The 25,398-nt window shown below is 62.6% G+C and carries 20 protein-coding genes; 10 read left to right on the top strand and 10 right to left on the bottom strand.

The genetic code is table 11. The features are described from left to right. Positions 1 to 165: 165 nt before the first annotated feature. The 4 genes from gap to LJY25_RS08065 all read left to right on the top strand — a co-directional run bounded on the left by gap (position 166) and on the right by LJY25_RS08065 (position 3,769). On the top strand, positions 166 to 1,173 hold the full coding sequence (gap, locus tag LJY25_RS08080) for a type I glyceraldehyde-3-phosphate dehydrogenase (protein WP_227607815.1): 1,008 nt from the start codon (positions 166 to 168) through the stop codon (positions 1,171 to 1,173). Positions 1,174 to 1,275: 102 nt separating this feature from the next. Continuing rightward, a complete protein-coding gene (locus LJY25_RS08075; protein ID WP_227607814.1) occupies positions 1,276 to 2,145 on the top strand; it encodes a diacylglycerol/lipid kinase family protein in 870 nt (289 codons plus the stop codon). 133 nt (positions 2,146 to 2,278) lie between these two features. Next, positions 2,279 to 2,614 (top strand): translation initiation factor, encoded by a 336-nt coding sequence (locus LJY25_RS08070; protein WP_227607813.1) that lies wholly within the window; start codon positions 2,279 to 2,281, stop codon positions 2,612 to 2,614. A 132-nt stretch (positions 2,615 to 2,746) separates the two neighbouring features. Continuing rightward, entirely contained in the window at positions 2,747 to 3,769 is a 1,023-nt protein-coding gene (locus LJY25_RS08065) for an LLM class flavin-dependent oxidoreductase (RefSeq protein WP_227607812.1), read from the top strand. A gap of 98 nt (positions 3,770 to 3,867) precedes the next feature. On the opposite strand, the gene kdsB is transcribed toward LJY25_RS08065, so the two are convergent. Then, a complete protein-coding gene (kdsB, locus tag LJY25_RS08060; RefSeq protein ID WP_227607811.1) occupies positions 3,868 to 4,620 on the bottom strand; it encodes a 3-deoxy-manno-octulosonate cytidylyltransferase in 753 nt (250 codons plus the stop codon). Between the two features lie 220 nt (positions 4,621 to 4,840). Between kdsB and LJY25_RS08055 the strand changes: the two genes are divergently transcribed. Further along, entirely contained in the window at positions 4,841 to 5,863 is a 1,023-nt protein-coding gene (locus LJY25_RS08055; RefSeq protein WP_227607810.1) for a LysM peptidoglycan-binding domain-containing protein, read from the top strand. Between the two features lies 1 nt (position 5,864). Continuing rightward, a complete protein-coding gene (locus LJY25_RS08050; protein ID WP_227607809.1) occupies positions 5,865 to 6,647 on the top strand; it encodes a TIGR02757 family protein in 783 nt (260 codons plus the stop codon). 89 nt (positions 6,648 to 6,736) lie between these two features. Here the strand turns inward: LJY25_RS08050 and LJY25_RS08045 are convergent, their stop codons facing one another. From LJY25_RS08045 to LJY25_RS08035, 3 genes are all read right to left on the bottom strand, one after another. Continuing rightward, the gene (locus LJY25_RS08045) at positions 6,737 to 8,368 is read right to left on the bottom strand and encodes a hypothetical protein (RefSeq protein WP_227607808.1); all 1,632 of its coding nucleotides are present in this window, start codon (positions 8,366 to 8,368) and stop codon (positions 6,737 to 6,739) included. A 147-nt stretch (positions 8,369 to 8,515) separates the two neighbouring features. Then, entirely contained in the window at positions 8,516 to 9,151 is a 636-nt protein-coding gene (locus tag LJY25_RS08040) for a hypothetical protein (protein WP_227607807.1), read from the bottom strand. A gap of 101 nt (positions 9,152 to 9,252) precedes the next feature. Continuing rightward, positions 9,253 to 10,179 (bottom strand): WD40/YVTN/BNR-like repeat-containing protein, encoded by a 927-nt coding sequence (locus LJY25_RS08035; RefSeq protein ID WP_227607806.1) that lies wholly within the window; start codon positions 10,177 to 10,179, stop codon positions 9,253 to 9,255. A gap of 339 nt (positions 10,180 to 10,518) precedes the next feature. Between LJY25_RS08035 and LJY25_RS08030 the strand changes: the two genes are divergently transcribed. Then, complete coding sequence (locus LJY25_RS08030; protein WP_227607805.1) at positions 10,519 to 12,936, top strand: endonuclease MutS2; 2,418 nt, start codon at positions 10,519 to 10,521, stop codon at positions 12,934 to 12,936. 128 nt (positions 12,937 to 13,064) lie between these two features. Here LJY25_RS08030 and LJY25_RS08025 read toward each other — a convergent pair whose 3' ends face one another. The 5 genes from LJY25_RS08025 to LJY25_RS08005 form a co-directional block, all read right to left on the bottom strand. After that, positions 13,065 to 15,365, bottom strand: coding sequence for a phospholipase D-like domain-containing protein (locus LJY25_RS08025; protein ID WP_227607804.1), 2,301 nt, complete (start codon positions 15,363 to 15,365; stop codon positions 13,065 to 13,067). 161 nt (positions 15,366 to 15,526) lie between these two features. Beyond that, positions 15,527 to 16,516 carry a fibronectin type III domain-containing protein gene (locus tag LJY25_RS08020; protein ID WP_227607803.1) on the bottom strand — a complete coding sequence of 330 codons (990 nt, stop codon included), beginning with the start codon at positions 16,514 to 16,516 and terminating at the stop codon, positions 15,527 to 15,529. A 178-nt stretch (positions 16,517 to 16,694) separates the two neighbouring features. After that, entirely contained in the window at positions 16,695 to 17,417 is a 723-nt protein-coding gene (locus LJY25_RS08015) for a phosphodiester glycosidase family protein (RefSeq protein WP_227607802.1), read from the bottom strand. A 79-nt stretch (positions 17,418 to 17,496) separates the two neighbouring features. Beyond that, positions 17,497 to 18,516: a UDP-N-acetylmuramate dehydrogenase gene (gene murB / locus LJY25_RS08010; RefSeq protein ID WP_227607801.1), complete on the bottom strand. Its 1,020-nt coding sequence runs from the start codon at positions 18,514 to 18,516 to the stop codon at positions 17,497 to 17,499. A gap of 200 nt (positions 18,517 to 18,716) precedes the next feature. Next, positions 18,717 to 20,126, bottom strand: a complete 1,410-nt coding sequence (locus LJY25_RS08005; RefSeq protein ID WP_227607800.1) for a sugar MFS transporter — start codon at positions 20,124 to 20,126, stop codon at positions 18,717 to 18,719. A 130-nt stretch (positions 20,127 to 20,256) separates the two neighbouring features. On the opposite strand from LJY25_RS08005, the gene LJY25_RS08000 reads away from it, so the two are divergent. Then, the gene (locus LJY25_RS08000) at positions 20,257 to 21,447 is read left to right on the top strand and encodes a THUMP domain-containing class I SAM-dependent RNA methyltransferase (RefSeq protein ID WP_227607799.1); all 1,191 of its coding nucleotides are present in this window, start codon (positions 20,257 to 20,259) and stop codon (positions 21,445 to 21,447) included. A gap of 49 nt (positions 21,448 to 21,496) precedes the next feature. Here the strand turns inward: LJY25_RS08000 and LJY25_RS07995 are convergent, their stop codons facing one another. Continuing rightward, entirely contained in the window at positions 21,497 to 21,967 is a 471-nt protein-coding gene (locus LJY25_RS07995; RefSeq protein ID WP_227607798.1) for a hypothetical protein, read from the bottom strand. A gap of 137 nt (positions 21,968 to 22,104) precedes the next feature. Between LJY25_RS07995 and LJY25_RS07990 the strand changes: the two genes are divergently transcribed. After that, the gene (locus tag LJY25_RS07990) at positions 22,105 to 22,920 is read left to right on the top strand and encodes a mechanosensitive ion channel family protein (RefSeq protein WP_227607797.1); all 816 of its coding nucleotides are present in this window, start codon (positions 22,105 to 22,107) and stop codon (positions 22,918 to 22,920) included. A 213-nt stretch (positions 22,921 to 23,133) separates the two neighbouring features. Beyond that, entirely contained in the window at positions 23,134 to 25,362 is a 2,229-nt protein-coding gene (recQ, locus tag LJY25_RS07985) for a DNA helicase RecQ (protein WP_227607796.1), read from the top strand. Positions 25,363 to 25,398: the final 36 nt, after the last annotated feature.

Here is a 25,398-nt window from a genome sequence, read left to right as displayed (position 1 = left end):
TTTCTACGGGAGAAAAGCGCCGGCTGACGAAAAAAGTAACGGCCCGCTATACGGTCGGGCTTGCTAAATCAGGCCCGATTTGGCGGTTATATACCCACCCCGTACCTTCGCTCCGCGTTTCCCAACCCCGGTCCCGCGCAGGGCCGTTAACCACTTTCCCGCATTATGGCTAAAATAAAAGTCGCCATCAACGGTTTCGGCCGCATTGGTCGCCTGACGTTCAAGTCGCTGCTCAGCCGCGACAACGTGGAAATCGTTGCCATCAACGACCTCACCGACAACAAGACGCTGGCTCACCTGCTGAAGTACGACTCCGTGCACGGCCGCTTCGACGGCACCGTGGCCTACGACGAAGAAAGCCTGACCGTAAACGGCGTGCGCATCGCGGCCCTGGCCGAGCGTGACCCCAAGCTTCTGCCCTGGGGCAAGATGGGCGTTGACGTAGTGCTCGAGTCGACCGGCCGCTTCGTGGACGAGGCCGGCGCTGGTCAGCACATCACCGCTGGTGCCAAGAAAGTAGTTATTTCCGCTCCCGCTACCGGCAACATCCCGACGGTAGTACTGGGCGTCAACGAAGACATCCTGACCGGCAACGAGACCATCATCTCCAACGCCAGCTGCACCACCAACTGCCTGGCCCCGATGGCCAAGGTCCTCGACGAGGTATTCGGCATTGAGAAAGGCTACATCACCACGGTGCACGCCTACACCTCCGACCAGAACCTGCAGGACGCCCCCCACAAGGACCTGCGCCGCGCCCGCGCCGCCGCCTACAGCATCATCCCCACCAGCACCGGCGCCGCCAAGGCCGTGGGTCTGGTGCTGCCCACGCTGAAAGGCAAGCTCGACGGCCTCGCCATGCGCGTGCCCGTGCCGGACGGCTCGATGACCGACCTGACCGTTATCCTGAAAAAGGAAGCCACGAAAGAGCAGATCAACGAGGCGCTGAAGTCGGCCGCTCAGGGTGCCATGAAGGGCATCATCGAGTACACCACCGACCCCATCGTGAGCATCGACATCGTGGGCAACCCCCACAGCTGCATCTTCGACTCCGAGCTGACGTCGGCCAACGGCACGCTGGCCAAGGTAATCGGCTGGTACGACAACGAGACCGGCTACAGCACCCGCACCGCCGACCTGATCCAGAAGCTGGGCGTGGCCATGAGCAAGTAGTCTTCGGACGCTGCTGAAAGTAAAAGGAAAGCCTGCCCGGTCCGGGTAGGCTTTCTTTTTGCGCCGCCCGTACCATGCAGTTCCCCGTACCCTTATCTCCCTATGGCCCGCATCTGCTTTATCTTAAACCCCATGTCGGGCACCAACCGGCAGCAGGACGTGCCCGCGCTGCTGGCTGCCGCCGCTGAAGAGGCCGGGGTGGAGTACGAAATCCAGCTGACGGCGGCTGCCGGGCACGCCACCGAGCTGGCCCGGGCCGCTGCCCGGGCCGGGTTCCGCATCGTGGCCGCGGTCGGCGGGGATGGGACGGTGAACGAGGTAGCCTGCGGGCTGCTGGGTACACAGGCGGCGCTGGGCATCGTGCCCCGGGGCTCGGGCAACGGCCTGGCCCGCCACCTGGAAGTGCCCCTTACGCTGGCCGGGGCCGTGCAGCGAATGGCGGCGCCCACCTTTCAGCAGATTGACGTGGGCCGCATCAACGGGCGGGCGTTTTTCTGCACCGCGGGCCTGGGCTTCGACGCCCACGTGAGCAAGATGTTTGCTTCGGCCGGCACCCGGGGCCTGAGCACTTACGTGAAGGTGGCGCTGCGCGAGTACCGCACCTACCAGCCCACGCCGGTTACCGTTACGCTCAACGAGCAGACCTTTGAAACCGACTGCTACGTGCTGGCCTTTGCCAATGCGGCCCAGTACGGCAACAATGCCTACATCGCGCCTCTGGCCGACGTCCGGGACGGGCTGCTCGACCTCTGCCTGATTGATGCCCTGCCCGTAACCCGGGCGCTGCGGGTAAGCCTGGGGCTGGCCCTCGGTAATCTGCCCGCTTCCAAGGCCGCTGTTTACCACACCACCCGCCACGTGCTGGTCCGGGCTGCCGCGCCCATCGGCTTCCACGTCGACGGCGACTACGTGGCCGACGCCCAGGAATACGAGGTGACGCTCACGCACCTGGAGCTGGAGGTAGCGGTTTAAGGGAGCGGTGCAGGTATCCGTGCGAGGGAAGCCTTAAATGGAGTGCACGGAATCAGAAACGCCCCCTTTGCTGTTCCAGCAACCACGACTGAAAAAGAAAAGCAGAACGCTATACTCTCCCAAAACAGACCTTATGAAGAACCGGCGCGAAGGGGTTGTTTACTCGACAAACCCCGACTTTGAATACCAGCAGACCGGGGGCGAAGAAGCCGTTACGCTGCCGCCCCAGCAGCAGAACCTGCGCGTGCAGCTCGACAAGAAAAGCCGGGGCGGCAAGCAGGTCACGCTCATCACCGGCTTCGTAGGCAAGGACGAGGACCTGCAGACCCTGGGCAAGCTGCTCAAAACCAAGTGCGCCGTGGGCGGCAACGTCAAGGACGGGGAAATCCTGATTCAGGGCGACTTCCGCGACAAGGTGCTCGACGTGCTCCTCAAGGCGGGTTACAAGGCCAAGAAAGCCGGGGGCTGAAATCATTATGTTGGAAAATCGGCATTCCTCGGCTACGCTCGGAATGACCGCCTTTGGTTTGGCTAAGGCACCCTTCGATTAACCCCCGGCTATTGAAACCCGCACGCAGAAATTAGCTTAAAACAGCATATCATGGAAATCGGAATTGACTCCTTCGCGGCCGCCCTGCTGGATAACGGCACCGGCACGACCCTGCGGGGCGCCGACGCCATGCAGGAGCTGCTCGACCGGATTGTGCTGGCCGAGCAGGTTGGCCTCGACGTGTTCGGCATCGGGGAGCACCACCGCCCGGAATACCTCGACTCGGCAACGGCCGTCATCCTGGCCGCCGCGGCCGCCCGCACCAGCCGTATTCGCCTGACCAGCGCCGTGACGGTGCTCAGCGCCGCCGACCCGGTACGGGTGTTCCAGCAGTTTGCCACCCTCGACCTGATTTCCCAGGGCCGGGCCGAGCTGGTAGTGGGCCGGGGCTCGTCCATCGAAGCGTTTCCGCTGTTTGGCTACGATCTGGAAGACTACGACGCCCTGTTCGCCGAAAAGCTGGATTTGCTGCTTCAGGTGCGCGACCAGGAGCACGTGCACTGGTCGGGCCGGTTCCGGCCGGCGCTGACCGGTCAGGGCGTGTATCCACGGCCGGTACAGCAGCCGTTTCCCATCTGGCTGGGCGTGGGCGGTACGCCGCAGTCATTCGTGCGGGCCGGGGCCCTGGGTTTGCCGCTGATGGTCGCCATTATCGGGGGCGAAACGCACCGGTTCCGGCCGCTGATTGACCTGTACCGGGAAGCCGGGCGCCGGGCCGGACATGCGCCCGAAGCCCTGCAGGTGGGCTTACACTCTCTGGGCTACGTGGCCGAAACCACCGAGCAGGCCGTCGAGGACTTTTACCCCGGCTACGCGCGCACCTTCAGCAAGCGGGCCCGGGAGCGGGGCGGAATGCCGGTTACCCAACCGCAGTTTGATGCCCAGGCCGGCCCGCTGGGCGCGCTGCTGGTCGGCAGTCCCGAGGAAGTGGGTGCCAAGATCCTGCGCCACAGCGAGGCGCTGGGCGGCATCAGCCGGGTTACGTTCCAGCTCGACGTCGCCACCCTGCCCCACGAAAAGCTTACCCGGTCCATCGAACTGCTGGGCACCCGTGTAGCTCCTCAGCTGCGCTGAAGTAAATAATAATTAGTAATGAATAATTAAGAAGTGATACTTTGGCAACCCTGCGTTTCCAGTCGAGTACCAAATTCTTAATTCTTAATTCTTAATTCTTAATTCTTAATTCTTAATTGAATTAAGGCTCGCTCTACGTCCTCGGGCGTATCGATGCCGAGGGTAGCCAGCTCGGTTTCGGCGGTCAGGATGCGGTAGCCGTGCTCAAGCCAGCGCAGCTGCTCCAGGCTTTCCGCCAGCTCCAGGGACGAGGGAGGCAGGCGCGTGATTTCCGCCAGGATGTCGGGGCGGTAGGCGTAGAGGCCGATGTGGCGCAGGTAACGGTGATGGTCAAGCCAGGCTTCGGGCGGGTGCTGGCGCTGGTAGGGCAGGGGGTGGCGGCTGAAGTACAGCGCGTAGCCCTGCCGGTCGAGCACAACCTTGGGCATATGGGGGCTGTGCAGCTCCTCGGCGCTGACGACCGGCTTGACGAGCGTGGCCAGCTGGGGCCGGGATTCATTGGCAAACAACTCAACCAGCGCATTGATCTGAGTTGGATGAATGAAGGGCTCGTCACCCTGGATGTTGATAATGCAGTCGACCGGAACGCCGAGCTGCTGGTAGGCATCGAACACCCGGTCGGTGCCGCTGGGGTGGTCGGGGCTGGTCAGCACGGCCTCGCCGCCGAAGCCCAGTACGTGGTCGAGAATGCGCGCATCGTCGGTGGCCACCACCACCCGACTGAGGTTTGCCTGCCGGGCCTGCTCCACCACGCGCTGAATCATGGATTTACCGCCCAGGTCAACCAACGGCTTGCCGGGCAGGCGGGTGGAGGCGTAGCGGGCGGGGATAATACCGATGGCGTTGACCATAAGAGCAGGAAGATGCGGGCGAGGAGTGAAAGCCCCAAGGGGCAACCAGGGCGGGAATTACGGCAGAAACGTGGCCGAAACCGCGGGTTTTGGCATTCGCACCACCAAAATGGCCGCAAACGGCGGGGAATATTTTATCTTTCGGCTGTAATTACCCGTTCGGAGCGTATTGCCGGCCTCTTTTTCGCCGCTCGCTGTTAACATCCCGCAAACCGCCTCTATGAACCGATTCTCGTTTCTGTTTGCCACGCTGGCCTTCACCAGCTTTTCTGCTTCTGCCGCTTCCTTCACCGTGCTGCCGCCCGACTCGATCGGGGTGGAATACCGGGGCAACAAAGTGCTGATCAAGCACAAGGTCGCTCCCGGCGAAACGCTTTATGGCATTTCCCGCAAGTACAAGGTTCCCGTCGACCAGATCGTGGAACTCAATCCCAAGCTGGCCGGTGCCCTGGCAGCGGGCCAGGTTGTCCTCGTGCCCCGCAACCGGGTGGTGCTGAATACGCCTACCCCGGCTCCCAAAACCGCCGCGGCACCTGCCGCTGCCCCCGGGGCCACCGGAAACAGCACCAAGGGCCTGACCACCGATGCCCAGGGCAACAAGGTGTATAAAGTAGAGAAAGGCCAGTCGCTCTTCGCCGTGGCCCGCCGCTTTGGCGTGACGCCCGACGACCTGAAGGAACTCAACCGCCTGCCCGCAGATGGTAGCCTGCGCCTGGGGCAGACGTTGATTATTATTCCCGCTCCCGGCACGGGCAAGTCGCCGGCAGCCGTTGCGGCAGCCCCGGCCAAGGTGGCCCCGGTGGCCCCGGCTTCCCGCCCCGAGCGCGACGACGAGCCGGACCGCCCCAAGGAGCAGCCCCAGCCCAGGGAAACGCCACGCGAAAAGGAAAAGGAAGTTATAGCCACCGTAACGCCGGCTCCCGCCGACAAGGAGAAGGAAGCGGAGGCGGCTCCCACCCGGGCCAGTGAAATTGTGCACCGCACCACCGAAAGCGGCCTGGCCGCCGTGATTGAAGGCAACATAACCGACAAGTACCTGGCCCTGCACAAAACCGCGGCGGTGGGTACCATCATGCAGGTGCGCAACATCATGAACGGGCAGTCGGTGTACGTGCGCGTCATCGGGCCCCTGCCCGACACCGGCGAAAACAGCAACGTGCTGATCCGCCTTTCCCGCCGGGCCGTGCAGAAGCTGGCCAGCCCCGACGCCCGCTTCCGCGTCGAAACGTCCTACGTGCCGTAGCGTGCCGAGCTTTGCGAACGAGGCCGAAGTAGGCCGGCTGCTCGAAGAGCGGTACCGGCGCTACAACCAGCCGGGCTTTATTGCGGCCGACCCCATCAGCATTCCCCACCGGTTTTCCCGCCTCCAGGACGTGGAAATCAGCGGGCTGTTTGCGGCCCTGCTGGCCTGGGGGCAGCGCAAGACCATCGTGCAGAAAACCACCGAGCTGCTGGCCCGGATGGATGACGCGCCCTACGAGTTTGTAACGCAGCATGAGGACGAGGACCTGAAAAAGCTGCTGGGCTTCTGCCACCGCACGTTCTGCGACACCGACCTTTTGTACTTCGTGCACTGGCTGCGCGGGCACTACCAGCAGCAGGACTCACTCGAAGCAGCTTTTCTGCACGGCACCAGCCAAAAGGAGCGGCTCGAGAGCTTCCACCGCCTGTTCTTCCGTTTGCCCGATGCCCCGCCGCGCACCCGCAAGCACGTAGCCACGCCCGCCCGGGGCTCGGCCTGCAAACGGCTGAACATGTACCTGCGCTGGATGGTCCGCCGCGACGAGCAGGGCGTGGACTTCGGCCTCTGGCGCCGCCTTTCGCCCGCCGAGCTGATCTGCCCCATCGATGTGCACGTAGAGCGCCAGGCCCGGCAACTGGGTTTGCTTTCCCGCCCCAAGGTCGACTGGCAGGCCGCCGAAGAGCTGACGGCCAACCTGCGCCGCTTTGATGCCCAGGACCCGGTGAAGTATGACTTCGCCCTGTTCGGGCTGGGGGTAGAGGAGAAGTCAGCGCTTAGAGGATAGGAGCCTGAGTCTCTGGTTTCAAGGATTGTTCACTAAAAAAGCCCAACTGGTTTACCAGTCGGGCTTTCTGCTGCACCAAAGCAGGTCACTTAAATCTTATACACGCTGAGCTTGCCGCCCAGCACGGTGATGCGCTCCAGCAGCAGGCCCGAGCCGGCACCGGTGGGCGAGAGGTAGTACTCTTTCTTGTCCGAGGCCTTGGCGGCGGGCTGCAGCCGCAGCTTTTCCAGGGCGGCGTAGGCCGGGGCGTCAAACGAGTTGATTTTCGAGCCGAGCAGGCGGGAAACGGTGTCGGTGCCGTCGCGCTTGTACAGCCAGAAGGGGCTTACGTAGTTGACCGGGGTGAGCAGGCCCTTCGTGCTTTTGTCCTTTTCCTGGTACGAGTAGCCCAGGTACTTCAGGTCCTTGTCGAGGCGCACCCGGAACAGGCCGCCGCCTCCGCCCATCATGCCGAACTTGCGGATACCGAACTCCAGGCTGCCGTCGAGCGGGTCGAGGCTGAACATGTAGGAGCGCATGGCCCCGGCCAGCTCGGAGCCGGCAAAGGCGTTGGGTGCGGTGGCCTTCATTTCCTTGGGGTAAAGGGTCTGGGTCTGCTGCACTACCTTGCCCGACACGTCGTAGCGCCGCACGAACAGGCCCTCTTGGTTGCCGAAGTCGCCATCCTTGGAGAATTCCCCGAAAATTAGCACCTCGCCGGTAGCATAGTCCAGAAAGAACTCCCCGATGCCGCCCGAGCTGACATCGTACTCGTCGTAGATGTACTTGCCCCGCGTGACGGCCTTGTAGAGGTGCTGCTGCTCCTGCAGCTGGGGCATGGAGTAGGCCGAGTAAGCGGGCTGGGTTTTGGGCTCCAGGCCCAGGGTGGTGGTGAAGCCGCCGGTAGTAGCGCCGTTGTTGTCGAGCGTCAGAATCTGGTATTCCATCGGCATGTCCCGGAACGACTCCTTTTTACCGTGGCCCTTCAGGCGACGGAACATATAGGTCTGGCCCGCCCGGTGGCCGAGGTAGCCCCACTCGTTGTAGAACACGTTCATGCGGGTCCGCTCGGGCGTCTCGGGCAGCTTGAGCAGGACCCGCTCCATTTTACGGGTGGCCATCGGGTACTTTTCCAGCACGTGCTGGGCCATGTCCTCGCGCTCGTTGCGCTCCTCGGTGATGCGGTACAGAACGCCGTCTTCCACGTAGGTGCTCAGCACCCGGCGGTCGACCCGCTTAATCTCAGCCGGAGCATCGAAGGCGGCGCGGTCCAGCTGGCCTTTCTCGTTGAGGTGCTGCACCAGCACCTGGCCGGCCTTCAGCTCCCCGCCCTTGCCCTGCTTGCGGGCTACGTTCTCGCTGATGATTTCGACCGCGTACAGGTCGTTGCCGCTGGTGTATACCTGCACCGGCGCCAGGGTGCTCGACGAGGTTTCTTCCTCGGCCTCGGCAAACAGGCCGGAGCGGCGGCTGCCACCTTTAATCTGCTGAAAGCGGGTCAGCTTGGCTTCCCATAGCGTCTGTCCGTCGGGGCCGAGGGTGCGGACGCGCACGTCGGGCGTTTCGCTGTTGGAAAGCAGCAGTACGGTGTTCTGGTTGGTCAGGTGCACCACGCCCCCGAGCATTTCCCGCGGGTCGAGGGAAATCGTCTGGACCGGCGTAGGCTGGGCAAAGACGGTTATGGCGCCCGGGAAGGTAGCCGTGGCAAGCAGGCCGGCGGCCAGCAGGATAAAAAGCTTCATTTGGTAGGTCTTAGGGACGTAGGTCGTAGGGCTTAGTGGGATGGTGATAGGGCAGGCCGTTGGCATTGGGCACCGGATACCTGGCAATTGGAGCAAGGCTCAGGAGCAGGCGACTAAGCCCTAAGTTCCTAAGACCTAAGCTCTGATTTAAAAGGTATAGCCGAGCTGAAGCTGCGTTTCGCGCACGGAAAAAGACTTCACCTTGCCCTCGCTTGAAAACTCGTTGTAGAACTGCCGGGCCACCGGATCGGTGCTCAGGCGCAGGTACCAGTCGGTTTTTCGGCCCCCGTACACCACCTCTGCCATCACGCTCGGGGCGCTGTAGGGAATCATGGGCAGGGTGTAGCCGAAGCGGTAGCCGGCCCCCAGGCCCAGCCCGAAGGTCGACTTGGAGTGCTTCGACGACTTGGCTCCATAGCGGTAGGTGGCGTACTGCGGAAAGTCGGCAAGCAGGCGCTGGTTGTCCTGCTGGTCGTTGGTAGCACCCTGGATGCCGCCGGTGGCGTTCAGGCAGATGCCCAGGGCCTGCTCGTCGCTGAACTGGTAAAGCGGGGCGCTGTAGCTTAGGCCGAACGTCAACAGCAGCGCGTCGCTGTTGACGGACCGCACCTCGTAGGTTTCGTTCTGGATGCCCGAGTCGAGCAGCTGCTCCACGCGCACGGGAGCCGTACCGCGGGTCATCACGGCTCCGCCCCCGATAAGCCAGCTGAAGTTGCTGATCTGGGCCTGCGCCGCTACCGAGGAACCGGCCAGCAGCAGGCCGGTAAGTAGAAATTTAGTCATTGGGGAAAGCGACTGATGGGATGTGGCTAGTTGATGAGTGTTGGTTGCTGCTTGTTGGGAGACAGAAGGGTAGAGCAGCTTTTTAAACAATCAGCAATCAACTAGTAATGAAACCGGGTAATCACGCCATCCTTGCTGACGGCGTAAAAGGTGTTGGCATCGGCGAAGTCGGCGGCGAGGTAGCTGCGCTGGAACGAAGCGCCGTCGGGCCCGTGCACCTGCACCCAGGGCGAGCCCTCCTTGCCGAACTCGGCGTGCTGGCGGATCACGTTGCCGTTGCCCACACCCACCACCCGGCCTTGCCACTGCGCCAGGCCATTAGTCGGAAAGGTATTGCGGGGGTGGGCCTCCAGGGTTTCAAGCACGGTGCCGTCGGGGCGGGCCTGCACGGCCCGGAAGCCGGTGATGCCAAAGGAGGGCACGCCGATGCCGGCCGTGCCCACCACAAAGTAGCTGCCCGAGCGAAGGCGCAGCACGTCGAGCACGTCCCGCTGGCTGCCCGAGCCCTGACTGCCTTTCTGCACCCAGGTAGAGCCGCCGTTGGTGGTCGTCAGCATCCGCTGGTCGTCGCCCACAACCATGCCGGAGTCGGGCGCAGAAAAGGAAACGCCCCGCAGGGGCGGAGCGCCAAACTGGGCCACAAACGAGTTAAACCAGGAGATGCCCCCGTTGGTGGTCTTGATGATGGAGCCGTTGCCGGCGGTAGCGTACCCGATCAGGCTGGTCACGAACTGCACATCCGTAAAGGTACCCCCCGCCCGCTGCTGCCAGGACTGGCCGCCGTTGGTGCTGTGCTGAATGCCGTACTCGGTGGCCGCCCAGATGGTGGTGGCCGAGGTCATCACCAGCTTGTTGATGGTGCCCAGGCCCGGATTCGGCGTCAGGGTCTGCCAGGTCTGCCCGCCGTCGGCGGTGGTCAGCAGCAGGCCGTTGCTGCCGCCCGCCACGCCTTGATTAACCGTGAGAAAGTCGATGGCGCGCAGCTCCTTACCGGCCGAAGCCGCCGGCTTCAGCTCCTCGAAGCGCATAGTGGAGAAAGCCAGGGGCTGGTACTTTTCTTCTTCAGTACAGGAAGCGACTAAAAGGCTTGTAAAGAGGAGAGGTTGTAGAATTTTTCGCATTAATCGGAATATAGGGAGGGCAAATCTATCAGGAATAGCCTGTATTCTGAATAAAGATTCTTCGTAAACTGAAAATAAAGCCGGTGGCCGGGTGCCCGCAGCCGGGTGACCGATGCGTAAGGCCCGGCTTGTGAAAGCCGGAAAAAATGCAGGCCGGATAAATCAGAGAATCTGAATCTTTCCGGGGCTGGCAGATGTTTACCTTCGCATCCCATTCCGATTTTATTCCTCATACCCGCACCTCACTTGATTTTACCGCAGAATTTCGAGCAGAAAATTGGCTTCGCGCAGTTGCGCGAGATGCTGGATGGCCTGTGTCTGAGTGCCCTGGGCCGCCAGTTCGTGGCCAAGATGACGTTCCAGACCAAGCACGACCAGCTCCATCGGCTGCTGCTGCAAACCGACGAGTTCCGCACCCTGCTGCAGTCGGGTGCCGACTTTCCCAGCCAGCATTACCACGACGTTCACCCGTATCTGGTGCGGGCCAGCCTGCCCGGTGCCTACCTCGACGTGCCCGCCTTCTTTGCCCTGAAGATGAGTCTGCGGACCATCCGCCAGGCTTTGCTTTTCTTCACCCAGGCCGAGGAAACGCTTTATCCCACGCTGCGCCTGCTGGGCATCGGCGTGCAGGTGGACCGCAACCTGCTGGCCGCCCTCGACAAGGTGGTGGACGACGAAGGGCTGGTGCGCGACAACGCCTCACCCTTGCTGATGCAGCTGCGCCAGGAGCTGATTGCCCGGCAGGGCATGCTGCGCAAGCAGATTGCCGGCATCCTGCGCCACGCCAAGTCCGAAGGCTGGATTCCCGGCGAGGCCGAGCCCACCATCCGTGGGGGCCGCCTCGTGCTGCCCGTCATTGCCGAGCACAAGCGCCGCGTTAAGGGTCTGATTCACGACGAGTCGGCTTCGGGCCAGACGGTCTTTATCGAGCCGGAGGCGGTGTTTGAGCTCAACAATGATATCAAGGACCTGGAGAATGCCTACCAGCGTGAGCTGATTCGCATCCTTACGGCCCTCACAGACCAGCTGCGTCCCCACATTGCCGACCTGCGCAAGGCGTACCAGTACCTTGGTCTGCTTGACTTTATCCGGGCCAAGGCCCTGCTGGCCGGTCGCCTCGAAGCCTCCCTGCCCGAACTGCACCCCCGCCCGCTGATTCAGTGGAAGAACGTGCGCCACCCGCTGCTGTACCTCACCTTCAGGGAGCTCAAGGACAACTCCCGCGAAGTGGTGCCGCTCAACGTGGAGCTGAACCCTGACCAGCGCATCCTGCTGATTTCGGGGCCCAACGCCGGCGGTAAGTCGGTAGCCATGAAGACGGTGGGCCTGGTGCAGTACATGCTGCAGTGCGGCCTGCTCATCCCGGCCGGCGACGGTTCGGCGGCCGGCGTGTTCGACGACATCTTCCTCGACATCGGCGACGAGCAGAGCCTGGAAAACGATTTGAGCACGTACTCGTCTCACCTGCTCAGCATGAAGCAATTCCTGATGTACGCCGGCAAGCGCAGCCTGGTGCTCATCGACGAATTTGGTACGGGCACCGAGCCTGCCCTGGGCGGAGCCATTGCCGAAGCCGTGCTCGACGAGCTCAACCGCGCCCGCTCGTTTGGCGTCATCACGACGCACTACACCAACCTGAAAAACTACGCCGAGCGGGCCCCGGGCATTGTGAACGGCGCCATGCGCTACGACCCCGAGCGGCTGCAGCCGCTGTACCGCCTCGAAATCGGCAAGCCGGGCTCGAGCTTCGCCATCGAAATTGCCCGTAAGATCGGCCTGCCCAAGCAGATCGTGGAGCGGGCCACCCAGCTCGTGGGCAAGGACAAGATCCGCTACGACCGGCTGCTGGAAGGACTGGAAAAGGAAAAGGCCGACCTCGAGCAGCGCTCCGCGGAAGCTGAAAAGCAGGAGCGGCGCATGAAGAAAGCCGCCCAGGAATACCAGGACCTCAAGCAGTACCTCGACGAAACCCGCCTCGACGTGCTGCGCGACGCCAAAGCCAAAGCCAAGCTTTTGCTCAAGGACACCAACCAGCAGATCGAGGCTACCATTGCTGAAATCCGCTCGTCCCAGGCCGACAAAGAGCAAACCAAGCAGGCCCGGCAGAAGCTCGACACGTTCGTGCGCGAGGAGCTGCAGATCGAGCCGCCCAAGCCCCGGGCCACCCGCGAAGCCGCTGACCCCGCCACGCTCAAAGTGGGCGACAAGGTCGCTCTGATGGGGCAGGAGGGTTACGGCGAAATCATGGGCCTGAAAGGCAAAACCGCCGAAGTTTCGTTTGGGGGCATGAAAACCCTGGCCAAGGTCAGCCAGCTGGAAAAGATCAGCCGGGCCGAAGTAAAAGAGCGGGAGCGGAAAGCCGAAAAAGCCAGCGTCGGTGGCGGGGGCAGCGGCATGGACATCACCGGCCGGATGGCCAGCTTCAGTCCGACACTCGATTTGCGCGGGGAGCGGGCCGAAGACGCGCTGCTAAAAGTCATGGCCTTCGTGGACGACGCCGTGATGCTGGGCATTCCCGAGCTGAAGTTTCTGCACGGCCGCGGCAACGGCGTGCTTCGTCAGGTCGTGCGCGACTACGTCCGCAAAGTCCGGGAAGTAGCCAGCGTAGCCGACGAGCATGCCGACCGGGGCGGCGACGGCGCCACGGTGGTCGTGCTGAAGTAGCGCCGAGCACCAGCTCGGCGTAACGCGCTTTACCCGCAGTAACGCTATAAAAAGGGCCCGCTCATCACTGAGCGGGCCCTTTTTATAGCGGCAGGCCAACAGCTAAAAGCCATCCGCCACTAGCCAACCTACTCCACTACCACGCGGCCGGTCTGGATCGACTCGGGCGTAACTACCTGTACCAGGTACAGGCCGCTGCGCAGCTGGGAAGCGTCCACGGTCAGGTCCTGGCCGGCGGTGTAAGGCTTGGTTGCGGTGAGTACCACGCGGCCGGTGGCGTCGCGCAGCGTGATGCTGACGGTGCGGGCCGAAGCGTCGGCCAGCTTGAGCTGGAACTGACCCCGGGCCGGGTTCGGGTACACCTGCATCGTGCTCTGCTGCACCGTACCGGAGCGGGTTGCCAGAATCAGGGTGCAGGGCGTGACGCCCGCGCGGTTCTGGTCGGTGATACGGCGGTAGAACTCCTGGTAGTACTGGTTCACGATTTTGGCGTCGTGCACAATCAGCGTGTTCTCGTCGTTTTCGGTGTTGGCCGAAAGGCTCCAGTTGTGTGAGCCCACGAACACCTGCGGGTCCGACTGCGAAGCGCCGGCATCCATGATGGCGTACTTGTGGTGCATGATGCCGGCCACGTTGTTCACCAGCACGCGGTTACCCAGCGAGGTGCGGATCGTGCGGAAGATGGGGCCGGAGGCGGTGCTGCTGGTCGTGTCGTCTACCAGCACTTCCGAGCAGCCGGCAATGTTGCGCTGCGCAACATGGTCGCGGATGGCGCGGCCGATGTCGCTTTGCGTGATGAGCATGGTGGCAATGTGCAGGTCGTTGTCGGCGCTCTGGATGGCTTCGATCAGACGGCCGTTCACGTTGTCGGTGGGCGAGAACCACGACTCTACCAGCTTGCCGCCGATGTTGAAGTAGTGCGGGGTGTTGTCGGTCTTGCGCGAGCCGAACACAGCCGTAGATTGGGTGCCGCCGCCCCACATCTCGTTGAATTCCATGGTGTACACCCGGGCCAGGCTCTGGTCCTGCAGGGCAATAGAGTTGTTGCGGTCGGTGCTTAGCTGTGCCGGGGTCCAGTTGGTGGAGCCGGTCCACACCCACGCCGCATTGGGGTTGGTGCTGTTGGCGTCAATCACCACAAACTTGTTGTGCATGATGTTCTGCGTGGTCTGGCGGCCTACGCGCGGGATGGTGGCGCTCAGGCTGTTCATGCTCAGGTTGGCGTTGGTGGCCTCGAAAATAACCCGCACGTTTACGCCCCGGGCCTTGGCGGCGTTTACCGCGTTCAACAATACCTGGTTGTTCCAGTTATAGATGGCCAGATCAATGGTTTCCTGGGCGCGGTTGATGTAGCGGGCCAGCGTATCGGCAATGGCGCCGTTGGGCAGGTACAGCGCGTTGTTGCCGGGCAGCGCCAGGCTCGTGTTCACGGGGTTGGTGAAGTAAGAGCGCATCTTACCGCTGGAAAGCGAGGCCGTAATCATCGGTATCACCCGGGACTCCGACAGGCCGGTGGCATTGCTCGAACTGGCCTTGATGTAGTACACTGTAGCCGGCTGCAGACCCGTAATGGCCAGGCTGTGCTGGGTGGTGCTGGAGGTACTGATAACGGCCGTAAAAGGACCCGCCGGCGTCGTGGCATACTCCAGCTTGGTATTGCCGGCGTTCTGGGTCAGGAAGTTTACCGTAAAGCCGGTGGTAGTGATGTTCGTGGGTCGGGGAGAGTTGAGCAGGTTCGGTGTGTTGCCCTGCAGGAAGTCGGTATAGAGGCGGGGCAGCAGCTGATAGCCATTGGCGCCGGGCGCCAGGTTCGTGAACTGGCTCATGATGCCGATGGCGTCGAAGGTCCCGGTCGGGGAGGGCTTGCCAATCAGGCCGTTGGGTCCGCTGGAGCCGGCATTCACGAAGAGCACCGTGTTGGGGTCGTTGTTGATCCGGAACGTCGTGTTGGAAAAGGCCGTCACCGGCGCCCCCGACAGCGTGTTGATGGACGTCAGGCCATTCAGGCGCACCAGCCGCCCCTCATACTGCTCGGCAAAGGCGGCGGTAAGGCCACCGGCCGGGAAGACTACCGGAGAGGGCAGCGGGCGGTTACCGGCCAGCACGGTGATGGACGTAACCGGGTCCAGCTCCAGCAGGCCGCGGAAATTTTTGAGCGTACCCGTTACCTGGATACTGTCGCCCTGGTTTATGCCGACGACGAGGGCCGGTGAATAGGCGGCAATACCACCGGTGGCGTCCTGCAGGTAGCGTATGTCGCGCAGCTCGGCCCCGTTGGTAACCACGCCCCGCACCGTGACGGTTGAGCCGGAGGCGTTAAAGCCCGGGTCCATGGCGCGGGCCGCGGCAATGGTTATGGGCGTCTGGGCCAGCGCCGGCCGGGCCAGCACCGCGCAGAGGAGTAAGGCGAGCAGCGTAACGTTTTTCATGCGGAAGTTGTCAGTAGGCAAAGGGGTGGCTGGTAGTTGATTAGGGATTGTAAAGATGCTGACTTTCAGTGAAAGTGTTTTTCCCGGCAAAAAGGGCGGGCACAGAAACACCCAGCCGGATTGGGCTGGGTGCTTCCCTGGAAAAGGCAAAGGCCAGCAGCTTATTCGTTGCCGTTCTGGGCCGTACGGGTACGGGGCACCGTGCGCTTCTTGGTATCGGTAATCATGGGCACCGGGGGCATCGTGGACGTACCCGCGGAATTGGTCGACAAAACCTTCACGTAGTACACCGTGCCGGGCTCCAGGCCTTCGATGGCGATATCGTGCTGAGTGGTTGGCGTGGCGTTCGAAACCTCGGTGCCCAGGTCGGAAGTGCGGCCGTACTGCACTTTGGTGGTGCCCGGGTTCTGGGTCCGGAAGCTCACGGTAAAGCCCGTGCGGCTCATGTTGGTGGGCACCGGCTCGCCCAGGATAATCGGCAGGCCGCCACCCAGCACGAAGTCGGTGCGGGTGCGGGGAATAATCTGGTAGCCGCCCGAGCCGCTGTTTGAAAACTGACTCACGATGCCGATGATATCAAAGCTGGAGGTGGGGGCGGGCTTGCCCACCACGCCTTCCTCACCGCTGGCCGCGATTGGAACGCGCAGCAACGCTCCGCTCTGCCCGTTCAGCCAGTAGTTGGTGTTGCCGGCAAACGTGGTGACCGGTGCGCCACCCGCCATCGTGACCCGGGCTACATCCTTGATTTTCACCAGCCGTCCCTCATAGGCTTCGGTGTACACCCGGTTCATCTCGGCCGATGATACTTCCGTCATGATGAGCTTGCGTCCTCCGGCCAGCTTGACGACGGCCGTTACCGGATCCATCTCCAACAGGCCGTTGTAACTTTTCAGGGTACCGCGCAGCTCCACGCTGTCGCCGGCTACCAGGGTGGAGAAGCCGGGCAGGCGCATGGCATAGGCCGCCAGGCCGGCATCCTTGTCCTGGATGTAGCGAATAGCGCCCAACTCGGGACCATTAAGGATAACGCCCCGAACAGCCACTGTGGCCCCGGGACCGGCCACACGGGCCGCAGAAATAGAAACGGGAGCCTGGGCATACGCCTGGGTGAAACCAGCCAGCAGGAAAGAAAGAAGAGTAAACGTTCTCATAGGTGCAAAACAATGGAAAGGACGATGACCGCGCGAGGAGGCTACTGCAAATATGCTAATTTTAAGTTTAGCCTGTTTGCGGCAATGGTGCAAAAAACCTGATAATATTTCAATTACCGCAGCCCGTTCGTCCAGACCGTGCCGGCCACTTACCTCCGATGAGCTGCGTCCGCAACTGTTACCGAACGGCTGTTACGCCAATGATAACGCCAAAATCACCATCGGTCTGCACCCAGTTCCGGGCTGGCAAATAGGTGCGGGAAACAAAGCCATCGAAGTACAGTGCCTGCTCGCAGCCCAGGCGCTGGAAATGCTTGGCAAAATTGTAAAAGTTGATTTTATCACGGGACATGGCGAATACCACCGTGCCGTCGGGCAGGATTCCAACCCCGTTGCGGATAGTGAGATTAGTCGATTGCGGCTGAAAAATTGATGGAATCCCGTTACGCACCACCAGCATGGGGCCCGACTGGGTAGCAAACCGGGGAGAGGCTACCTGGGTGAAGTCCGCCGTAGTGCAGATACCGGCGCGGCGGTCAGCCGTGATATAGAAAACGCCGTTGGGCTGCCGGTAGAAGTTGCCGGCACCCGTTCCGGTATTCAGGGGCGTGATGGTGCGGCCCTCCTGGATAAAGAGTCCGACCGGCGAGTAGTCGGGGTGGAACATGCCGCCATTGCAAGCGAAGACAAGGGTTTGCCCGTGCCCGCGAAGCCAGGCTTTCAGGTTGCCGAGGCTACCAAAGCGCTTGCCGTGGTCCTGCCAATACAGGCGGATTTCCTGAAGGCGCGGGTTAACCTGATAACTGATAATCGGATTTCCCGCTCGCTCAAGCCTGGAATAGGCCAGCGCGCCGGCGAGAAGGACTGCAAGCCCCGCCAGTGCCACCTTTGATTTCGTCATGGTAAAGCTGCCGTTGGCTTGCTGAGCGGAAGTCGGGCCTGCCATTGGGGCAGGTCGGGCTCAGACCTCTTGTTCGCGCTTACATAATGTTTACTTCGGGGTGCAGCTCCACGCCGAACTTCTCCCGCACCGAGGCAATGATCTGGTGGGCCAGGTCGCGGATGTCGCCCCCCTGGGCCCCGCCGTGGTTGACCAGCACCAGGGCCTGCTGGTCGTGGACGCCGTGGTAGCCCAGGCGGCGGCCTTTCCAGCCGCATTGCTCAATCAGCCAGGCGGCGGGCACCTTCACGCCGCCCGGGACCGGGTAGCCGGGCAGGTCAGGGTACCGGGCTTTCAGCGCATCAAAGGAAGCCTGGGAAAGCTCGGGGTTCTTAAAAAACGAGCCGGCATTGCCGATCTGGGCCGGGTCGGGCAGCTTGCTGCGGCGGATGCGGATTACGGCCTCACTTACATCCTGAGGCGTGGGGTCGGCCTCGATGCCCATGTCGGCCAGGGTGGTGCGGATGGCGCCGTAGCTGACGTTGAGGCGGGCCTGGCGGTGCAGGCGCAGCAGCACGCTGGTCACGATGTACTGGTTGCGCAGCGGGCCTTTGAACACGCTTTCCCGGTAGCCGAAGCCGCACTCCTCGTGGGTAAAGGTGCGCAGCCGCCCGGTGCTGATTTCCACGGCTTCGAGCCGGTCAAACGTGTCCTTCAGCTCCGCCCCGTAAGCGCCGATGTTCTGCAGCGGCGCCGCACCCACGGTGCCCGGAATCAGGGACAGGTTTTCGATGCCGCTGAGCTTCTGAGCCAGCGCGTACTGCACCAGCCCGTGCCACGACTCGCCCGCCCCGGCCCGGACCAGGGCCGTTTCGGCCGCTTCGTCCTGGTCGACTACTTCGAGGCCCCGGATTTCATTTTTCAGCACCACGCCTTCGAAATCCTTGGTGAAAAGCAGATTGGAGCCCCCGCCCAGGATCAGCTTCTCGGCCGAGGCTACTTCAGGCAGCGCCAGCAAGGCCCGCAGTTCCACCACGCTGGCAAAGCGGCCGAGCATCCGGGCCTTCACGTCGATGCCGAAAGTATTATAGGGGCGTAGGGAAACGTCGTGTTCGAGCATTATTTGGAGGAGCTAGGAGGCAGGAGTTAGGAGTTGCTACGCAGGAGCTGGGAGGAAATCCGCATAGTCATAATGCTTCGTTCGGCAAGGCAAACGCCAGCGCCGCCAAAGGTAAGCCCTTCGTCAGAGTGATAAAACTACTAGCTCCTCCTAAACAGCTTCTGTCTTCATCAACTCCAATCTCCTAACTCCTTCAGAAATTACCGGACCCGGTAGCCGGCTACGCTGTAGTAAAGCAGGTAGGCGTAGCACAGGGCGGGCAGGATAAAGGCGACGCGCAGACCGCCGCCGTGGGTGGCTACGAAGCCCATCAGCGGGGGAATGATGGCGCCGCCCACGATGGCCATAATCAGGTAGGACGAGCCCTGCTTGGTAAAGCGCCCCAGCCCGGTAATAGCCAGCGGAAACACCACGGGCCAGATAATGGAGTTGCACAGCCCGCAAAGCACGACCAGCCAGAGGGCAGTTTCACCGGAGCTGAAGATGGAGGCCAGCACGAACAGCGTACCGGCCGCGCAGACGCCGACCAGCAGCTTGCGGGCATTAAACCGGGTCAGCAGCGGAATGCCGATAATGCGGCCAATCATTAGCCCAAACCAGTACGAGGACACCAGCACGGCGCCCACAGCCTTGGTGAAGCCCGCCGACGTTTCGATGGGCTCGGGGGCGTGGCCGAACAGGGCCCCGGCCCAGCCGGTAGCCACGCTCAGGCCCCGCACCAGCTGCTGGGTAAAGGCGCTGAGCTGGCTGATGCCCTGGCTTTCGCCGTAGCGGATCAGAAACGAGCCCAGCCCGACTTCAACGCCCACGTAAAAGAAAATGGCGCCGATGCCCAGCACCAGATGGCGGTAGCTCAGGGCGGAAGTGCGACCCAGGGAACCGGCTTCGGCGGCTGCCGCGGCTTCCTCATCGGCGGGGATGCTTTCAATTTCAGGCAGGCGCACCAGGAAAAACAGGGCGGCCAGCACGGCCAGAAACACGGCCAGGCCAAGGTAGAGGGGTTTTACCAAGTTGGCTTCCTGGGTCAGGCGCTGCTCCAGGGGCATGGCCGCCAGCTGGGCCTTCAGCACGGCCGAGCCGCCAAACAAAATCAGACCGCCGATAAGCGGGGAGAGCGTACCGCCCAGGCCGTTGGCGACACCCACGATGCTGACCCGGCTGGCCGCCGTGCGGGCCGGACCGAGCACCGAAACGTAAGGGTTGGCCGCCACCTGCAGCAGCGTGACGCCCGCGCCGAGCAAGCTCAGCGCCAGCAGGAACAGGCCAAACGTGCGGGAGTTGGCTGCGGGCACGAACAGCAAAGCACCCAGGCCCATCACCAGCAGCCCCAGCACAATGCCGCGCTTGAAGCCCAGCTTTTCCAGCACCCGCCCGGCCGGCAGCGACATCAGAAAGTAAGCCCCGAAAAACGCCGACTGCACCGCCGACGACTGCAGGTCGGTGAGCTGACACACATCCTTGAGGTAGGGCATCAGCACGTCGTTGAAATTGGTGACGGCCCCGAACAGGAAGAACAGAGTGGTCATCAGCACCATCGGTCCCGCGTAGGAGCGGGTGGTGTCCGGAGTGGTAGGAGTGGTAGCGGCAGAAGTGGAAAGGGGAGCGGCCATGCAGGCGGGAAAGGAATAAGTGGGCCTTAAAGATAGGAATTCGCGCGAAGGGCCATTCAGCGTGTTATTCCGCGGGACCAGCTAAAACCCCGACCTTTGCGGCTTCCCTTTGCCTTCAATCCCCCCTGCTATGGCCGATAACCGCCGCGACGCCCCGTTTTTCATGACTGCCACCACCCAGTTCGGGCTGGAAGAGGTGCTGGCCCAGGAGCTGCGCGACCTCGGCGCTAAAATCGAGAGGATCGGCCAGCGGGCGGTGGAGTTTACCGGCCCCAAGCAGCTGCTCTACGAAGCCAACCTCTGGTGCCGCACGGCCATGCGCATCCTGAAGCCGTTTGCCGACTTCTACGCCCCCGACGAGCGCGCCCTGTACCGCGAAACCGGCCGCATCGACTGGAGCCAGTACATCCGCCCCGACCAGACCTTTGCCATTACGGCCGTGGTCAACAAGTCGAGCTTTGAGCATTCCCTGTTCGTGGCCCAGCTGGCCAAGGATGCCATTGTCGACCAGTTCCGCAACCGCACCGGCGAGCGGCCGAGCGTGGACGTGAAAAACCCCGACATCCGCCTGCACCTGCACATGCTGGAAAACGAGGTGTTGTTCTCGCTCGATGCCTCCGGCGACTCGCTGCACCGCCGCGGCTACCGCCAGCAAACCAACGCTGCCCCGCTCAACGAGGTGCTGGCCGCCGGCCTGCTGCTGCTCACCGGCTGGGACGGCAAAAAGCCGCTTATCGACCCGATGTGCGGCTCGGGTACCCTCCTCACCGAGGCGGCCCTGCTGGCCCAGCGCATCGCGCCGGGGCTGTATCACCAGGGAAAGTTCGGCTTCGAGAACTGGCCTGATTTCGACCGTGCCCTCTGGGAATCGGTGCAGCTCGACGCCCGCAACGCCCGCCTTGAGGAGCCCCAGGCTTATCTGGCGGGGTCCGATCTGTCGGCTGAGTTTATCGAGCTGGCCCGGCAGAACGTAGAAGCAGCGGGTCTCGAAGACTTTATCCGCTTGTCGGTGCGCGACGTGAAGGATGCCAAAGCTCCGGCGCGGGAAGAACCCGGCATCGTCATTATGAACCCGCCCTACGGGGAGCGGATCGGGGACGAGGCGGAAATGGCCGGGCTTTACAAAGTCATGGGCGACACGCTCAAAACCAGCTTCCAGGGCTACGACGCCTATATCTTCACCGGTAACCTGGCCGCGGCCAAGAGCGTGGGCTTACGCACCTCCCGGCGCGTGCCGCTGTTCAACGGTCCCATCGACTGCCGTCTGCTTAAGTATGAGCTGTACCAGGGCACGCGAAAAGCCCGGCCCGACGCCGCGTAAGCAGCACCGAGCCGGGCTCAGGCACAACCGGCGGAAAGCAGCCGGCAATCTACTCGGTAAAGGTAATGGCCGACGTTTTGGCAATAACCTCCGAGGATGTTGCCGAAGTCAGCCGCTGCAGGTAGAAGTAGCAGGTGATAGGGTGTAGGGGCGCCGGATTGGTCCGGTCCCAGATAGACGACAGGGGAGTAGAGATGCTCACGGTTCCCTTGCGGTTGGGAAGTACCACGGTGCCGTTGGAGCCGGAAAAGGTAGTGCTGGGGTTAGTCGACTGAAACTGCAGGGTTACGCGGTAGCCGTACTCGGATTTCTCGGAGTCGTCGAGGTTGTAGTTCAGCGTGGCCGTGACGGTAGTGGACCGGGAAACCAGCGCACCGGCGGCCGGCGTCAGGGTGGCGATGGTAAGCTCATTTTTAGATGCCACGGGCGGCGTGGGGGTAGGAGTTTCATCTGTTTCGCCGCAGCCAAGCAGGGCAAAAGTCAGCGTTAGACCGGCGCCGAAGCGCATCAATAGGGACATGGAATAGAGGTAAGGTGAATAAAGGCGGCAATTTACGCCTTTAGGCGGGCTTCGCTTCAGGCGGAGCGCCTTCCGGCGGGGGCAGGTCCCGCCTTTTGCTTATACTGTCCGGCCCTTCTTGCTTTCTTCTTTTGCCGATGAACCAACTATCTACCTACGCCCAGCAACTCCAGACCCTGGTGGTGCTTTACCTGCCTCGCTTTTTCATGGCCCTGCTGGCCCTGGCCATCGGCTGGTGGCTTATTGGCCGGGTCAGCCACTTTGTTTCCGTCAGCACCGGCCGGCTCGACGTTTCGCTCCGCTCGTTTCTGACCAGTCTGGTCAATATCGTCCTTAAGGTGCTGCTGCTGCTGACCGTGGCCGGCATGGTGGGCTTCGAAACCACCTCGTTCGTGGCCATTCTGGGCGCGGCGGGCCTGGCGGTGGGCCTGGCCCTGCAGGGTACGCTGGCAAACTTCGCGGGCGGAGTGCTCATTCTGATCTTCAAGCCCTACATCGTGGGCGACGTCATTGAAAGCCAGGGCAAGTCGGGGGAGGTCCGGGAAATCCAGATCTTCAACACCATCCTCGTCACGCCCCAGGGCGACACCATTATTCTGCCCAACGGCGCTACTTCCAACAACGTCATCGTTAACAAGACTGCCCAGAACAAGGCCCTGGTGGAAGTGCTGGCCGACGTGGACGCCTCCCACAGCCTGGAAGAGCTGCGCACCTGGGCCGTGCCCCTCCTGCTGACCGATGAGCACGTGCTGAAGGACCCGGCCCCGCAGGTGGTCGTGACGGCCCTCAAGCCCGGCGGCATGACGGTAGCGTTCCGCGCCTTTACGCCCGCCGCCCAGGCGGTAGGCGCCCACGGACGACTGATTGAGCAGCTGCAGCGGGCCCTGGCGCAGCAGGGCGTGAAGGGGCCCGTGCCGGTTTCGTACACCTATACCCGGGCACTGCCGGAGTAGATGCTAATCTTGCAGGGCATTCACCTGAACCCGGCTTACGGGTAAAACAAACAGCGCGGCGGCTCCGGGGTGCGGTTCAGCTACGGTGCTGCGGCCGGTGTACCGGCGGATCCGCAGATGCTAGCGGAAACCTCCTTTTGAGTGCACCATTTTAGCGACGCTATAGTTTGTCTTACCCCAGCAACTACCGGTTTACCGTCGTATTTTTACATCATGTTATTTGCCCCCGAAGCCCTGACTCCTACGCTCGCCTCCGCCCGGCGCGTGCTCAAGCAATACTATGGCTACGACCAGTTCCGGCCGATGCAGGAGGACATCATCCAGAGCATCCTCGACGGGCGCGATACGGTGGTGCTCATGCCCACGGGCGGCGGCAAATCGGTCTGCTTTCAGGTACCCGCCATCGTGCAGGAAGGCCTGTGCGTGGTCGTCTCGCCCCTGATTGCGCTGATGAAGGACCAGGTGGAAGCCCTGCGGGCCAATGGCGTGGCGGCGGCCTACATCAACAGCAGCGTAGGCCAGAGCGAGCAGAACAGCATTGCCGGCGACTCGCTCAACGGCCACCTCAAGCTGCTTTACGTCAGCCCCGAGAAGCTGCTTTCCCAGGGGTTTCTGCAATTCCTGCAGCGTCTGCGGGTGAGCATGTTCGCCATCGACGAGGCCCACTGCATCTCGTCCTGGGGCCACGACTTCCGGCCCGAGTACACCCAGCTCCGGCTGCTGCGCGACCAGTTTCCGCAGGTGCCCATCATTGCCCTGACCGCCACGGCCGACCGCCTCACCCAGCGCGACATCCAGACCCACCTGCGCCTGCACGAGCCCCGGGTATTTCTGTCGAGCTTCGACCGGCCCAACCTCAACCTGATCGTGCGCCCGGGCCAGGACCGCGTTACCAGCATCATCGACTTCGTGGAGCGCCGGCCCGCTGAGCCGGGCATCGTGTACTGCCTCTCGCGCAAGCAGTGCGAAACCCTGGCCCAGAAGCTCAAGGCCAAGGGCATCCGCGCCGGGCACTACCACGCCGGCATGACGCCCCTGCAGCGCGGCAACGTGCAGGAGGCGTTCCTGCAGGACGACCTGCAGGTAATCGTAGCCACCATTGCCTTCGGCATGGGCATCGACAAGAGCAACGTGCGCTGGGTGATTCACTACAACCTGCCCAAGAACATCGAGGGCTACTACCAGGAAATCGGCCGCGCCGGCCGCGACGGGGCCCCGGCTACGGCCGTGCTCTACTACAGCTTTGCCGACGTGGCTTCGCTGCGGGAGATGATTACCAAGGACGTGGATCCGCGCCTGGCCCAGCTCAGCGTAACCAAGCTGGAGCGGATGCAGCAGTTTGCCGAAGCCGCCACCTGCCGCCGCAAGATCCTGCTCAACTACTTCAGCGAGACGCTGGCCGAGGACTGTGGCAACTGCGACATCTGCCGCAACCCGCCCACCACCTTCGACGGTACCTTGCTGGCGCAGAAAGCCTTATCGGCGGTGGTTCGCACGCGGGAGCGGGTTTCCATCACCCTGCTCATCGACGTGCTCCGGGGCATGCGCAACCAGGCCGTGCTCAGCGGGGGCTACGACCAGATCAAAACCTACGGCGCGGGCGGCGACCTGAGCTACCTCGACTGGTACAGCTACATCCACCAGATGCTCAACGACGGCCTGCTGTACATTGCTTACGAGGAAGGCTATGCGCTGAAAATAACGGACCGGGGCCAGCAGGTGCTGAAAGGCCAGCTCACGGTGCCCATGAAGAAGTTCCAGATCACCGAAAAAGCCGAAAAGGTGACCCGGGCCAGCAAGAAAGCCGCCGCTGCCTCGGCCCCATCCGATTCAGCCACCGCACTGTTCGAGCGGCTGCGGGTGCTGCGCAAGCGCATTGCCGACGAGCAGAACGTGCCGCCGTACGTTATCTTCACCGATACCACGCTCCAGGAAATGGCCGCCGAGAAGCCCGTCACGCGGGTGGGCATGCTGGCCATTTCGGGCGTGGGCATGAAGAAGTTCGAAACCTACGGCGAGGCGTTTATCAAGGAAATCCTGGCCCACGGCGGCCGGCCCAACCCGGACGACGCCGAGGAAGCCGACCAGGACGAATTGCCAGTGGTGCCCTCCTCCCGCAAGCGTGAAGCCGGCGACACCCACGAGGCCACCTGGCAGCTGCACCGGCAGGGGCTGACGGTGGAAAATATTGCCCAGCGCCGGAGCCTGAGCGTGAGCACCATTCGGGCCCATATCGAAACCTTGTTCGCGAAAGGTTTCCAGATCCGGCTGGAAGAGTTTCTCACCATGGACGAGTACGCCGAAATCCAGACGGCCCGCGGCAAGCTCGGCGGGGAGCCGCTGTTGCGCGACCTCTACGACCACCTGCGGGAAAAGTACGACTACTTCAAGTTGCGCCTCGCCATCACCTACGAAAAGCGCCTCCGCGGCCAGCTAGCCTAGGTTTCCGATTCTGCTGACCTGATCCGAAGGCCCCGC

Source organism: Hymenobacter translucens (assembly GCF_020685205.1).
Taxonomy (GTDB): domain Bacteria; phylum Bacteroidota; class Bacteroidia; order Cytophagales; family Hymenobacteraceae; genus Hymenobacter; species Hymenobacter translucens.
Note: the sequence above shows the minus strand (reverse complement) of the source record. Positions and strands in the feature narration are given on the sequence as shown.